Origin of the sequence: Salinivirga sp. (assembly GCF_035268865.1) — a bacterium.
Lineage (GTDB): Bacteria > Bacteroidota > Bacteroidia > Bacteroidales > Salinivirgaceae > Salinivirga.
Window position 1 is genome coordinate 1 of the sequence record NZ_DATFKB010000168.1, and the last position, 15372, is coordinate 15372.

At 39.9% G+C, this 15372-nt stretch carries 8 protein-coding genes and 1 pseudogene; 7 read left to right on the forward strand and 2 right to left on the reverse strand.

Annotated features, from left to right (window positions below; all coding sequences use genetic code 11):
• Window positions 1-685: pseudogene (locus tag VJ937_RS09970) on the forward strand (hypothetical protein); the annotation flags it as partial.
• Between the two features lie 894 nt (window positions 686-1579).
• Here the strand turns inward: VJ937_RS09970 and VJ937_RS09975 are convergent.
• Window positions 1580-2221, reverse strand: coding sequence for a hypothetical protein (locus tag VJ937_RS09975; RefSeq protein ID WP_324066752.1), 642 nt, complete (start codon window positions 2219-2221; stop codon window positions 1580-1582).
• A 246-nt stretch (window positions 2222-2467) separates the two neighbouring features.
• Between VJ937_RS09975 and VJ937_RS09980 the strand changes: the two genes are divergently transcribed.
• The 3 genes from VJ937_RS09980 to metK all read left to right on the forward strand — a co-directional run bounded on the left by VJ937_RS09980 (window position 2468) and on the right by metK (window position 6210).
• Window positions 2468-3340: a methylenetetrahydrofolate reductase gene (locus VJ937_RS09980; protein WP_324066753.1), complete on the forward strand. Its 873-nt coding sequence runs from the start codon at window positions 2468-2470 to the stop codon at window positions 3338-3340.
• A gap of 106 nt (window positions 3341-3446) precedes the next feature.
• Window positions 3447-4871 (forward strand): adenosylhomocysteinase, encoded by a 1425-nt coding sequence (gene ahcY, locus VJ937_RS09985; RefSeq protein WP_324066754.1) that lies wholly within the window; start codon window positions 3447-3449, stop codon window positions 4869-4871.
• 67 nt (window positions 4872-4938) lie between these two features.
• The gene (metK, locus tag VJ937_RS09990) at window positions 4939-6210 is read left to right on the forward strand and encodes a methionine adenosyltransferase (RefSeq protein ID WP_324066755.1); all 1272 of its coding nucleotides are present in this window, start codon (window positions 4939-4941) and stop codon (window positions 6208-6210) included.
• 60 nt (window positions 6211-6270) lie between these two features.
• Here metK and VJ937_RS09995 read toward each other — a convergent pair whose 3' ends face one another.
• A complete protein-coding gene (locus VJ937_RS09995; protein ID WP_324066756.1) occupies window positions 6271-8061 on the reverse strand; it encodes a cation:proton antiporter in 1791 nt (596 codons plus the stop codon).
• 868 nt (window positions 8062-8929) lie between these two features.
• Here VJ937_RS09995 and VJ937_RS10000 point away from each other — a divergent pair.
• From VJ937_RS10000 to VJ937_RS10010, 3 genes are all read left to right on the forward strand, one after another.
• Window positions 8930-9394 (forward strand): Lrp/AsnC family transcriptional regulator, encoded by a 465-nt coding sequence (locus VJ937_RS10000; RefSeq protein ID WP_057954673.1) that lies wholly within the window; start codon window positions 8930-8932, stop codon window positions 9392-9394.
• A gap of 38 nt (window positions 9395-9432) precedes the next feature.
• A complete protein-coding gene (locus VJ937_RS10005) occupies window positions 9433-10125 on the forward strand; it encodes a queuosine precursor transporter (protein ID WP_324066757.1) in 693 nt (230 codons plus the stop codon).
• Window positions 10126-10389: 264 nt separating this feature from the next.
• Window positions 10390-15276 (forward strand): C25 family cysteine peptidase, encoded by a 4887-nt coding sequence (locus VJ937_RS10010; RefSeq protein ID WP_324066758.1) that lies wholly within the window; start codon window positions 10390-10392, stop codon window positions 15274-15276.
• Window positions 15277-15372: the final 96 nt, after the last annotated feature.

Below are 15372 nucleotides of genomic sequence, written 5' to 3' on the forward strand. Positions count from 1 at the left end.
GTTAATGGCCATTGATGCATTGCTAAATTCAGGTAAGAATTGGCTTAACCGCACAAAGCCAGTTAAAATTAAAGTGGGCCGGCAAATTATTAAAACCGATGAAATGGCTGCCGAAGCAGGTTCCGGGTATTTCAGAAAATCACTGGGTAAGCCCAATCCATTTATGAATGATGTTTATGTGGCTAATCCCGGAGAGGTTCCCGTTTGGGGTGCTGTTTACCATAGTTTTACCGAAGATTTCGCCAATATTGAACCTGCGCAAGACGAAATGTCTGTAAACCGGAAAATATACAAAGTCCGGGAAACAGCAAAAGGGAGTAAACTCGAATCCATAACTACCGAAACAAATCTGAAGCCCGGAGACCGTTTGCGTATTAAAATTACGGTAAGCAGTAACCGGGAGCTCGATTACGTATGGATCAAATCACCCCATGCAGCTTGCATGGAGCCACTCGACCAGATGAGCGGTTACACGTGGGATGGTGGTTTGAGTTACTACGGCGAAAGCCACGACAATGGGCGTCTTTTCTTTATAGATCGACTAAATAATGGCACGTATGTGCTTAGTTACGATGTATTTGTAGTACGTGCCGGAAAATTTAGCGCCGGCCCGGTAGAAATACAATCGGCATATGCCCCAGAATTCGGAGCCCATACGGGAGGTTATCGTGTAATAGTGGAATAAAATACTTCAATTGCTTTATAAGATGTAAATAATCCCGGCAATCTTTTACAAGTCACCGGGGTTATTTCCTGTTTTGTGCACCACATCGACGCCCTAAAAACCCACTGCTGATTATCAGTCTATTGTGAGTTTTAAATTGATGTTTTGGGTGTCCCATCCTATTTCGCTCAATAGAATTATAATATGTTGCATAAATCCGGGCAACGGTGAGGAATAATTTCTCTTATCCTTTTCCTTGATGAAAAGGATCAAAACCTGTCCGACAATTGGCGGAAATCAAGACCAAATTACGGTTATTCGCCTATCGGCTCATGAGTGTTTCGCTTCCGATTCTATCGGAACAGGCTGTTCACTCCGCTCTTTACTCTCATGCAATCCATAATTATGATTTCAATCATTTTATGGATTAATTCGAGTAGAACATTCACCCCTGCGCTGGCCCGCCAACGGCTTTAGCCCTTACGAGTTTACGAGTAATTTGGTCTGGCCAACCCGCCTTGGGTCTTGTCGTTGATCAGCAGTCAAAAGTTGGCCAGCTAGCCGCATGAAGAAAAATGCGTTAAAAAAATCTGTTTGTTATGGCGTCAAAGTTTGCGTTGTTTGAGCTTCGATTTTTAAAAAAAAATCGAAGTGAGTTCGTAAACTTTAGCCATAACGAATAGATTTTTAGCACTTTTCTGTAAGCGGCGGGTTTTTTTTGTCTACTTTTTTTGACCTGTAGCAAAAAAAGTAGGGTTATGCCAAAATTGGGTGCCGCATTGCACAAAACACGTGCGCAAGAATTCGGAGCCCATACGGGAGGTTATCGTGTAATAGTGGAATAAAATACTTCAATTGCTTTATAAGATGTAAATAATCCCGGCAATCTTTTACAGGTCACCGGGGTTATTTGTATTACAGGCAAATTCCAGCCGTAATTGAGAAAACTTTTGCTGTGTATTCTTCCTCCCAGTATTGCCAGTAGCCGCTATAGCGGTAATCGGTACCTATTGCTGAGTTCAGAATGTTGTAATTCAACTCGATATTAATAATACGAGCCAGGGTTATACCTGCACTCAACCCAATGTAAGCACCTCCCCAAACATAAGAGTCTGCATCGCGGTCGTCGGGCCACATAATAGATTCTTCTGCATCGAAAAAGGTGTAACCTGTGTCGAATTTAAAATAAGGGATAAAGCTGGTATTTACAGGTATCCGGTATTTAAAACTTGTGTAAACAGGCCAATAGAACAGGGCCCCGCTGGCACCACTACCATAGGTCCACAGCCAGCCAATATCAGTATCTTCTGTGTTCATATGATGAAATCCGAAACCGGCGCCAATGCCAAGGTTATTTAAAAAAGGTCCCGGTAAAAAATACCAGTGCGTTTCTAAAAAGATGGGAGGAACTCCGCCTTGCATCTCATAGTCTAAACTGCCTGAAACACTTTGGGAGAGTGGATAACCGGTTTGTAACGTGAAATCAAAACGATCCTGGGAATAGGATGTAAAGATAGTCGCCATGGATATGACAATTATGACATAAATTTTTTTCATGATAAATATTTTGATGACGAGAAACCAGTGCGTTGGATCATACAAGGGTAGTTAACCCAGGTATGGTTGAGTTTCAGTGACGAAGGGTAGCAGTGGGTAGCCAATTATTTTATATGCCTTAATCTTAAGGTCTTTACAAATTTACTCTAATCCTGTATCGTTTACAAAAAAATATGTGTCAGACATCATTTAATCAGATTGCTAAATGCAGCACTTTATAGAAGTTTTTTAATTTTGTACCCACATATGAAGATAATTAATCTGTTTGAGAAGCAAAAACGTATATTTTCCTTTGAGTTTTTTCCGCCAAAAGACTACCTAACGGCGGTAAAATTTGGTATAAATGCCGGCCAGCTGATGAACCTTAATCCCTCATTTGTATCTGTAACCTATGGGGCAGGAGGCTCTTCGCATAATCATACATTCGATTTAGTCAATTTTTTTCAGAATGAGCTGGACTTTACCTGCATGGCACATTATACCGTAATTGGTGCTACTAAAGAGAAAATTAAAGCCGATATGCAAGCCCTGCAGGATATGGGTGTGAAAAATGTCATGCTTTTGCGCGGTGATCCTCCAAAAGGAAGTAAAACTTTTCCTGAAAATCCGGACGGATTCAATAATGCCTCTGACCTCATAAGTTTTGTAAAGCAAAATTTCGATTTCTGTATTGGGGCGGCAGCCTACCCCGAAAAGCATATTGAAGCTGCCAGTATGGATGAAGACCTTGATAATTTACAAAAAAAGGTCGATGCGGGAGCCGATTTTCTGATTACACAAATGTTTTTCGATAATCTTTATTATTGGGAGTTCATGGACAAGGTGCTCAAAAGAGGTCTAAAAACACACGTTATTCCGGGAATTATTCCCATTACAAGTTTTACACAAATAAAACGTTTTGCTGAGATCAGCGGAGCTAAAATTCCCGATAGAATTGCCAATGTAATGGAAGAAATTAAGATCCATCCTGAAAAAGTTTATAAAGAAGGGTTAAACATTGCAAAGCAACAAAGCGTTTTGCTTTTGGAAAAAGGAGCACCGGGTATACACGTGTTCACTTTGAACAAGTCAAGAGCTGCCATAGATTTATACAATCATATTCCGAAAGTTTACAAGTAGGATCTTACCGTTTGGTAAGTTTATTGCATGTGTAATGGATTATTTTGGCGAGATTTGATTATTTTTGTAACCTTTTATTTGTTAAATATTATAAAATTTAGATATCATGAGTAACCTTGAACCTATTAACGCCGATCTTAAATATAAAGTAAAAGATATTGGATTAGCGGCAGAGGGACGTATGCAAATTGAGCTTGCCGAGCACGAAATGCCGGGTATGATGGAGCTTAGAGAGAAGTTTGGTAATGATAAACCTTTGAAAGGTGCCCGTATTATGGGTTCATTACACATGACAGTGCAAACTGCTGTTTTGATTGAAACACTTACAGCACTTGGTGCAGATGTGCGCTGGGCAAGTTGTAACATTTACAGCACACAGGATGAGGCTGCTGCAGCTATTGCACAAACAGGTGTGCCTGTATTTGCATGGAAAGGGGAAACACTTGATGAGTACTGGTGGTGCACAGCACAAGCACTGAATTTCCCCGGAGGTAAAGGACCTAACCTTGTGGTAGACGATGGTGGCGATGCTTCTTTGATGATTATGAAAGGTGCTGATGCCGAAAAAGACCCATCAACGCTAGATTATACACCGGAGGCAGGCGATGAAGTTGCCTTAGTGAATCGCTTAAAAGCAATGGTAGCTGAAAATAAATCTTTCTTTACTGAAATGCTGAAAGACTTTAAAGGTGCTTCAGAAGAGACGACAACAGGTGTACATCGTCTGTATCAGCGTGAGAACGAAGGTACACTCATGTTCCCTGCTATCAATGTAAATGATTCAGTAACCAAGTCGAAATTCGATAACACTTACGGCAATCGTGAATCATTAATTGATGGTATCAAGCGTGCTACCGATGTTATGATTGCCGGTAAAACTTCTGTAGTTTGTGGTTTTGGCGGTGTTGGTAAAGGTTGCGCAGAGGGCTTAGCTGCTTATGGATCGAAAATTTCAGTAACTGAAGTTGACCCGATTTGTGCATTACAGGCAGCAATGGAAGGTTACGAAGTGAAACCCGTTGAGGATATGCTTCCAACAGCCGATATTTATGTTACAGCAACAGGAAACAAAGCAGTAATTACCGTAGAGCACATGGAAAACATGAAAGATAAAGCCATTGTGTGTAATATCGGTCACTTCGATAACGAAATTGAAGTAGAAAAACTTGAGGCACGTAAAGACGTGAAAAAACGTAATATTAAACCTCAGGTAGATGAATATATTTTCCCCGACGGACACTCAATTATTCTGCTTGCCGGCGGTCGTTTAGTGAACCTTGGTTGTGCAACGGGTCACAGCTCATTTGTAATGAGTAACTCTTTTGCAAACCAGGTGATGGCCCAGATTGAACTGTGGCAAAAAGATCACGAGAATAAAGTGTATCGTCTGCCGAAGAAACTCGATGAGGAAGTTGCCAAAGCACACCTGAAACACCTGGGTGTAAAATTAACAGAACTAAAAGACGATCAGGCAGATTACATAGGAGTGCCACAAGACGGACCTTACAAACCTGATCATTATCGATATTAAAAAATACAGGGCTCGTGCAAATTATAATGCATGAGCCTTTTATCATTAACAGAAATTATTTGAAGTTATGCCTTATTTATTTACATCTGAGTCCGTGTCAGAAGGACACCCCGACAAAGTGGCCGATCAGATATCTGATGCCATTCTGGATGAGATTTTAAAACAAGACCCCAATTCAAAATGTGCATGTGAGACATTTGTAACCACAGGTTTAGTGATGGTTGGGGGAGAAGTGAAAACTGAAGCTTATGTGGATGTACAGGAAATAGCAAGAGATGTGGTACGCCGCATTGGTTATACAAAACCTGATTACCGGTTCGATGCTGATTCTTGTGGAGTTATTTCTTCTATTCATGAACAATCACCAGATATTAATCAGGGTGTTGATCGCGATAAAGAAGAGGAGCAGGGTGCCGGAGACCAGGGAATGATGTTTGGCTTTGCTACAAACGAAACAGAGCAATACATGCCTTTACCGGTCGATATTGCCCACCGTTTGGTAGAAGAGTTGGCCGATATTCGCCGGCATTGTGGCAAAATGCCTTATCTGCGCCCCGATTCAAAATCGCAGGTAACCTTTAAATACGACGATGATGGTAAACCGCTGGGCATAGATACAATTGTGGTTTCTACACAGCACGACGAGTTTGTAATAGCCGACGCCAATACACCAGAGGCTCAGAAAAGAGCAGATAATCAAATGCTTTCGCGCATTGAAACAGATATTCGCAATATTCTGATTCCGCAGGTTGCCAAAACATATTCACCTGAAATTCAAAAGTATTTTGAAACAGATTTCCGTTTGTTGGTTAACCCAACAGGTAAATTTGTAATTGGTGGCCCACATGGCGATACCGGTCTAACCGGACGTAAAATTATAGTTGATACATACGGTGGCCGGGGTGCACACGGAGGTGGCGCATTTTCAGGTAAAGATGCCTCGAAAGTAGACCGTTCTGCAGCTTATGCAGCCCGTCATATTGCCAAAAACATTGTAGCTGCAGGCGTGGCAGAAGAAGCACTTGTGCAATTGGCCTATGCAATTGGCGTAGCCGAACCGGTGGGTGTTTATGTCGATCTGAAACGATCAAAAGTTGATATGAATAATGCTGAAGCTGCCGAAAAAATTAAAGCAATATTTGACTTGCGGCCTCATGCTATTATTAAGCGTTTTGGACTGAAGCATCCAATTTTTGAAGAGACAGCTGCCTACGGACACATGGGTAGAACACCCGGGAAAAAAGTTGTACGTATCAATGGTCATAAAGAAGAGATTGAAACATTTACCTGGGAGAAGCTTGACTATGTAGATGAAATTAAAAAGGCTTTTAATTTGTAAATCAAAAACCTTCGATAAATAAGAGCTCAGCCATACAGGTTGAGCTTTTTTTGTGCTATATTACGACTTCACCATTGCAATTAGCTTTTCACCCTCTATTGGTTCCCAATCCAAATCTTCTGTAAAAACTTTTAGTCTGTGTTCTTTATCAATTATGAAAAGTGGTGCAATATTGCCTTTATATTCCAAAATCAGATCATCGTAATCTGTTTTGTCTGACACCTCAAGTGTTTTGAGTTTAAATTTTTTCTTCGAAAATTCAGCTATTGTTTGGTAATAAAAGTCATTACTAAAAGCAAATCGGCCGCGAAGATGTTTTGGGGTGTGTGCATTGTATCCTTTTCCTTCGTTTAAGTTGGGTTGCAGTTGAAATAAGTGCTCAGAATCAAAGGTTTCGCTAAAATGCAATGCCGCCAGGGAGTTTACTTCATCGTTGGGTGTAAGTGCAATAAGTTTACCAATGCCATCAAGCTCTATCTCATCGGCAATTGCCTCCGAGAGTACATTCCCGTGGTAAGCACTTAAGCCCAGCTTTTGGGCTCTTTGTACGTTTAGCGGCGATGTGTCAATTAAAGCGACATTAAAGCCTTGCTCTTTAATAGTCGCAGCCAGTTCCCGCACCCATTTAAATGCTCCGATGAACAATATGCCCTGTGGGTCAGTTTGTGCTACTTTAAGTTTTTTTGCTACCCAGGTGGCCGTTAGTCCATAAATGGTCACGGTAGAAACAATTACTATAAATGTAATGGGCACGATACGTTCAGTTTGCTGAAATCCGTTTTCGGCTAACTTAAAGGCAAATACAGACGCTACAGCAGCTGCAACAATACCTCGTGGGGCCATCCACGAAAGAAAAAGCTTTTCGCGCAGGTTTAAGCCAGAACCTATAGCTGATAAAAACACCGATAAAGGTCGTATGATTAATATCAGGGCTGTCACAAATAGAATTGTATGCCAGTTGAGCGTGGTGAAACTCTCCAAATCAAGCCTGGCTGCAAGCAAAATAAATAAACTGCTTATGATAAGTACAACGAGATTCTCCTTAAACTCAACAATGTTTTTTATGGTGACAATTTTCTGATTATCAAGTACAATTCCCATAACGGTAGCAGCAAATAAACCTGATTCCTCCTGAAACTGATTCGATAAAATAAAGGCTGCTATCACAAGCATAAAAGTCACTGTCTCCTGTAAGAAGTCGGGTATCCAATAACGTTTAAGCAGGTAAACCAGCAGCAGTGCCAGACCAATACCTATTCCACCTCCAAAAATTATAGTCTTGAAAATGCCCAGGGCAATTAACGATGAAGCCTGTTCGAGTTTTTCTACCAATAATGCTTCGAATACCAAAACAGCAAGCAGTGCACCTACAGGATCGATTATAATGCCTTCCCATTTGAGCACTTTCCCCACATTTCCCTTCGGTCTGATATGTGCCAGAAGCGGGTTTATTACCGTGGGGCCTGTTACAACCAAAACGGCACCAAGCAGAATAGAGATCCGTAAATTTAATTCAAGAATATAAAAGGCCGCAAGGCTTGTAAGTATCCATGTAATGAAAACGCCAAGTGAAATGAGCTTTAAAACTGTACCGCCTACAGATTTTAATTCTTTTACCCTTAATGACAAACCTCCCTCAAAAAGTATAACTGCAACCGACATGGTCACTACAGGTAAAAGCGATTGACCCATTACTGCATCAGGATCCAGGATACCGAAAACAGGTCCGGCAAGAAACCCAAAGAGCAAAAGTAGCAAAATCGACGGCAATCTGAGTCGCCATGCGACCCACTGAGCACTGATACCTAATATTACAATTGTTGCTAACCCTGTAATTATTTCCTCTGACATGCTATTCTTTTGACTTTTCGCTAAATTAACAAATCGCCGGCAAATGAGTTTCAGAAATAGCGTACTTTATTTGCATTAAATAAAAGTTGTGCCCTTCTAAGTCGACTTGCTTTAAGAAAATGATTGAGTTGAAAAAAAAGTAAATGAAGAATAGGTCACGGATTATACAGATTGGCTGGAAATTGCCTAGCGATGCGTTACCACGCCAAGGTCTAAGCCAGGGTAAGAATTAAGAGCGGTAATGGTTCAGCGAGGAAATAAATCCATACAGGCCAAAGTTCCTGGCTAAATTCCCAAACAGTAACGGTAACCTGTTACAGCCATAAATGATGTTGTAATGAATGTACTAAATTAAAACATGCTCCGTGTTTTTCATCGACATTTAAAATGTCCGGGTATTATGAACAGGAAAAAATAAATACTTTCGGAATTTAGGTGGTTTTACAACAAAATCCGTGTTTTATTTTTTGGTTTAAGCTTAAACGAGGCCTTTTTCTCGGTTTAACTTTACTCCACAACTTTATGAAGTGTATACTTTATTTCTTTATATTTAAAAAGACTATTACAAAAGAAAAAAGCCATCCAACAAATGAATGGCTTCAGAACATTTACAAAATACCTTTTTTTTAAGATGCATTGTAAATGCGAGGGGTATACTGTTTAAATGTATGGGGATGAAAGTTTACTGTCGCTGTTGTGTATTAGAATTTGATGCTGCAAATATCAATAAAAATAATTAATTTTGCTGTATGTTTGATTGATTTTAGTAAATTAATCTATTTTATTGGATAAAATTGATAATTTTGTCTTAATGTCTTAGTGTACATATGCTTGTTTTAGAGAAAGTGTCTATAAAAACCTGAAAAATATGAAATTAGATGCCACAGATCGTAAAATTCTGGCCATTTTACAGGAAAATGCGCGTATAACTACAAAGGAGCTGGCCTCACAACTTCATCTGTCTAATACACCTGTTTATGAGCGTGTAAAAAAACTGGAGAAAGCCGGCATTATTGAAAAATATACAGCTAAACTTAATGCCTCAAAAGTAGGCCGGAGCATGACCAGTTTTATTATGGTTTCGCTTCAGAGTCATACCAAACGGGTTGTGGAGGAATTTCAGAAGGAGGCAATGTCTTTGCCCGAAGTGATGGAGTTTTATTACATTTCGGGTAACTACGATGCTTTGCTTAAAGTTATGGTTGCAGATATGAGTGAGTTCAAGGTGTTTTTAGAAGAGAAGCTGGCCAGCGTTGAGCATATCACACAGTTTCACAGTATATTTGTAATTTCGGGCGATAAAAAAGATGGTTTTGAAGTAATGGAAAAATAGTTTTGTATTGCTATTTTTGCACCAGAAATAGATGCAATATGAATGAGTTATTCTGGCTGGCCATGCTGCTGGCCAATTTTTTATTGATTTTACTGGCATACCGCATATTTGGTAAAATGGGTTTGTTTATTTGGGTCCCCATAGCGGCTATTATTGCAAATATTCAGGTTATACAGGGTGTGGAGCTATTTGGCTTCGCAGCTACACTGGGGAATATTGTATATGCCTCTTCATTTTTGGTAACGGATATTCTTTCGGAAAATTATGGTAAAAAAGAAGCCAACAAAGCCATTTGGATTGGTTTTTTTAGTCTTGTAGCCATGACCTTATTAATGAACCTTGCTTTGCTTTTTGAGCCCTTGCAAGATGATTTCTCCCGCTCAGTGCATGAGAGTACGGCCAATATATTTAGCTTTATGCCACGTATTGTATTAGCCAGCTTTTTAGCCTACCTCGTTTCTCAAAAGCATGACATTTGGGCCTACCATCTTTGGAAAAAGCGATTTAAAGGTCGCAAAAATATTTGGCTGCGTAATAACTTAAGCACAATGGTATCGCAGCTTATAGACAGTGTTATTTTTACCCTGATTGCCTTTCTTGGTGTCTATGAAACAAATGTACTGATCGAAATTGTGCTGACCACGTACGTTCTGAAATGGATTGTTGCCGCTGCTGATACGCCATTTGTATACATTGCTAACAGGATGCAGCATAAAAATGTGGTTAAATAAGGTAGTTTAGCTTCATTTTAGTCTGGTTTTGAGATAAATGGCTTTGTTGATTTATTAAAATGATTCTAAATAGCGTTTGGTTTTCCTTTTAAAGTGCTAATTGTTAGTGTAATATAAGTGGTATTTTCTTGGTAGGGTAAAAGATTAATTATAATCTATTCATAATTAGTTTTTTATTCTTAACTTGCTATCAGCTATGAGATTTATCCCGCTTATTAAGTAATGATATCTCTCTTTTTATTTGATCATTAAACTACTACTCTTATGAACTACAAGTTATTATTAATGATTGTAGGATTTGTGTTTAGTATGCAACTTAGTGCAGATAACCTGACACAGACCCTCAATTTTACACAACCCCAATTCAAAGCAAAAAATAATTACACGGAAATCATTTACCCCAATTGTCATAATTTTGGACCTGAAGGTGCTCCGAATATGCCGCACTTTGCTGCCGAGATTTTACTTCCTCCGGGGCATGAGCTTTTAAGTGTAGAAATTGAATCTGTTGAGTATTATTCAGGCTCAAAAAATCTGAAAGTTGCACCTGCAGGCAGGCAGTTCCCACTTTCTCAAAAACCTGAAAAGCCCTATGTGATAAAAGCAAACCCCGAAATTTACAATCAAAAAGGCGTTTATCCCGGGCAACCAGTCGCAAATATAACTACCCAGTTCATCGCTGGGCATGCAATTGGAGGATTTACATTTTGTCCGGTTGAATATTCTCCAACTCAAAATATGGCGAAATTTGTTAAATCTGTAACATTAAAAATTATTACAGAGCCAACAGATGCAGCTCAAAAAAGTCTGGATTTCTTAAAAGATCGTACCACAGCCAGACAACGAATTGTTAATCGCGTTTTAAATCCTTCATCAATTAATCAATATACCTACAATAAATCACAACGCACATCAGATGTTGATATTCTGCTTATAACTAACGAAACTCTTTTACCGGGTTTTGAAGATTATATTACTTACAAAACCAATACTGGTTTTATTGTAGAAACTCAAATGGTCGATGATATTTATACAGCCTATTCAGGAACCGACAACCCTGAGAAAATACGTAACTGTATTATTGATTATTACCAAAATTATAACCTGAAGTATGTTATACTTGGCGGCGATGCCGATGGAAGTGGAGACGACAATATTGTCCCCACACGCGGAATGGTCGGTAATGCCTACGGAATGGCAGATGATTTCATCCCTGCCGACATTTACTATTCTGGTTTGGACGGTACCTGGGATTCCGATGGTGATGGCATTTATGGAGAAACAGATGAGGAAGATTTATTAGCCGAAGTACATGTAGGCCGTATTGCTGCAGATGAAGTGGTTGAACTTGAAAAGTTTATGAATAAAATCATAATGTACCAGGATCAACCTGTTGTAGAAGACCTTGAAAAGGCTCTGATGCTTGGGGAGTTGTTATGGGACGATCCGACTTACGGAGGAGATTATAAAGATGAAGTTGCCGATGGTGCTTCAACCCATGGTTATACCTCTACCGGATTTTCAGATAATTTCCAGATTAATCGTTTGTATCAGCGAGACGAAAGTTGGAGCCATCAAGATGTGTACGATGAGTTTAGCACCAATGGACTTAATCTGTTGAATCACCTCGGGCATTGCAATGTAACTTATCATATGACCATGGATAACAGTGATATTACAACCTCAAATTTTCAAAATGATGGCATTACGCGGGGGTTTGTAATTGACTATTCACAGGGATGTTATTGTGGATCTTTCGATAACCGAAGTTCTGAAGGAAGTTATGGCACTGAAGATTGTTTTGCAGAAGAGTTTACCAACTTTGAAAATGGAGCAGTGGCCTGTATTATGAATTCGCGTTATGGTTGGGGGCAGCACTCCAGCACCGATGGTGCTTCGCAGTACTACGACCGCCAATTTTTTGATGCGATATTTGGTGAGGATATCTCCATTATTGGCGAAGCTAACAGCGATTCGAAAAGCGATAATATTGCCCTCATAAACAGTCATCAAGGTGCCATGCGCTGGTGTGCTTATGAACTTACGCTTTTTGGTGATCCATCCATGGATATCTGGACTGCTCAGCCTACTGATATGGTGGTTAATTACAATGCAGCCATAAACATTGGGAGTAGCCAGTTTAGTATTCAAACAGATGCACCGTTTGCCAGAATTGCGCTGATTCAAAACAATGCACTTATCGGACGCGCAGTAGCTGATGAAAATGGTGATGCCATTGTACAGCTTTTTAATTCTTTGACCTCACCAGAGCAAATCACTATTTCAGTAATTGCCCATAATAAGAACCGCCATCAGAGCTCAGTAGTTGTGCTCACAGATGCGCCTTACGTGGGGCTCGACAGCTACACCTTAGATGATACGCCAAATTATGGCAGTGTTTTGGCCATGAATGTAAAAATGAAAAATTTTGCAGAAGCTGGCAGCGGATACGATGCCAATGGTGTAATGGTAAAGCTTCGCACTGAAGATAATTATATTACCATCACTGATTCTGTATATGATCTTGGCAATTTAAATGCCGGCGATTCCATATCGCTCGATGCTGCATTTGCATTTGAAATAGCAGATAGTGTGGAAGATCAGCATACAGTTAATTTCGAAATATTTGCCACTGGAACCGACAAAGAAACATATGACTGGAGATCATACGCAAACCTTAAAATTAATGCTCCTCAACTTAGTATTGGAGATTTAACCATTGACGATTCTGCTAATGGCAATAACGATGGTATTCTGGATCCCGGTGAAACTGCCCTTTTGAAAGTTGAAACTATAAATGCAGGTCATGCCGGTGTAAATGATGTGAATGCTGAGTTTAGTTTTATTGATGGAGCAGAATATTTAACATTCACAGATGCTTCATTTTTAATCGGAGCAATTTCTTCGGGTGATACTGCTTTAGCAACCTTTGAAGTTACTGCTGAACAAAACACACCACTTGGAACATCCGTAAATCTGGAATATTATGTTTCAGGCGCTCAAAATGATCAATATAACACAGTTGAAAACAAAGAAGTTATCATCGGTTTTGTCCCTGAATATTGTGAGTCAGGTGCAACTAACGACGGAGATAGTGAGATTGATGAGGTAGCCTTTGGCGATGTAGTAAATAACACAGCCGGAGAGTGCTCTACATATGTTGACTATACGGAAGATGAATCGCTTACTGATGAGTTTATGATTGGCCAGACATTTGACATAAGTGTTACAGTGGGTACGTGTGGCGGCGATTACAGTAAGTCGGCCAAAGTTTTTATTGACTGGAACTACGACGGGGATTTTGATGATGAAGGAGAAATGGTTTTCGCAACTCCGATTACAGAAGTTACTGCAACTTATACCGAGACTATATCTGTACCTTCCAATACTATTCAGGGACAGAAATTTATGCGTGTGGTTGCAAAAGAAGGTTCAGGTGATATTGATCCATGTGGTACATTTTCCTGGGGTGAAACAGAAGATTATAAAATATATCTTTTACCGCCGGCACCGCCTGTTGCCGATTTTGAAGCTACCCCTGTTGAAACCACACAGGGTGATGTCGTGGAGTTTACAGATTTAACCCAGAACGCCCCAAATCAGTGGAATTGGGTCATTACGCCTGGAGACGAAGGGGTTGACTATGAATTTGTAAATGGAACTACTACTGCCAACAAGAATCCTCACGTGCAATTTCATACTGTGGGCACCTATAGCGTTGAATTGATGGCTTCTAATTCTGAAGGAAGTGACACTGAGCTAAAGACTGATTATATAGTAATAAATGAAATTACCCAGGTGCCACAAGCAGATTTTTCAATTGACAACACTGTGGTGGAACCAGCTGGTGTGCTCCAGCTTACCGACCTTTCGACTAATACACCAACAGCCTGGAGCTGGGCTATTTATCCGGGCACTGCTGGAAGTGAATATGAATTTGTAGAAGGTACGACATCGAGCTCCATGAATCCACAGGTACAGTTCAATGCACCCGGATTTTATAGCATAGAGCTTGTGGCATCAAATATTATTGGAGATTCTGAGCCTTATATGGTGACTGATGCACTGGAAGTGTTGAGTGTTTTTGTGATGGGCGATGGCACAATTACAGCATGCTCAGGTGTATTCTATGATGACGGGGGAGCAGAGAATAATTATTCTGATGATGCCAACTATACCATGACATTCCTCCCGGCAGAAAGTGGTAAAATGTTGCAATTTAACTTCACTGAGTTTTCCGTAGAAGATATGAGTGGAGGCGGCTGCTATGATGAACTTACTGTTTATGATGGCGAAGATACCAATGCACCACTCATAGGAACTTATTGTGACAATAATCCGGCAGAAAATATTACTGCCTCAAATACTGCAGGAGCACTAACTTTTGTATTTGAATCTGATGGATATGTTAACCAATCCGGATGGATTGCACAGTTCTCCTGCATAGGTGAATCATATAATGTAACTTTTACTGTTACAGACAGTGCAGGTCCCATTCAGGGAGCTGAGATTTTTGTGGCAGATAATACACTGATCACCGATGTTTCTGGCGAGGCATCAATTTCATTGTCTGATGGTACTTATGATTTTGTTGTAACCCTGGAGGATATGTCTTCTTTTGAAGACTCGTTCACAGTTGCAGGAGAAGATTTAGCTATCGATATTGTGGCTCCTTTCCAATTAACTTACATGGTGACTTTTCATGTAACAGTCGATGGCGTTCCAATGGAAGGTGCTACCGTAACATGCCCGGCGGGAACTATGAGTACAAATCAAAATGGCAATGCAGCAGCACAAATGGCAGTGGGTACGCATAATTATACGGTTAGCCTTCAAAATTACGCAGACATAGAAGGTACTGTTGATGTTGAAAATGGGCCAATGACTGTTAATGTTGACATGCTTGGTTTGCATGATCTTTTAGATGAAAATATTAAAATTTATCCTAATCCTAATAAAGGCGTTTTTCTTATAAAATTTGATGGCACTTATGCTTTACAGGTGATGAATGCCATTGGAAAAGTTGTATATTCAGAACAAGTAACCAATGAGGCAAGGATTGATTTAAAAGATGCAAAGAGCGGATTATATTTCATCCGCATACAGAACGAAGAGTTCATTAAAGTGAAACGGTTAATAATTAGCAAATAGTAGACTTATTAGTGAATTGGAAAAGTGGGGACCCATGGGGGTTCCCCTTTTTTTGCTTAAAATTAGTTACCTCTCAGACTTTTTCTAAAATCTGGA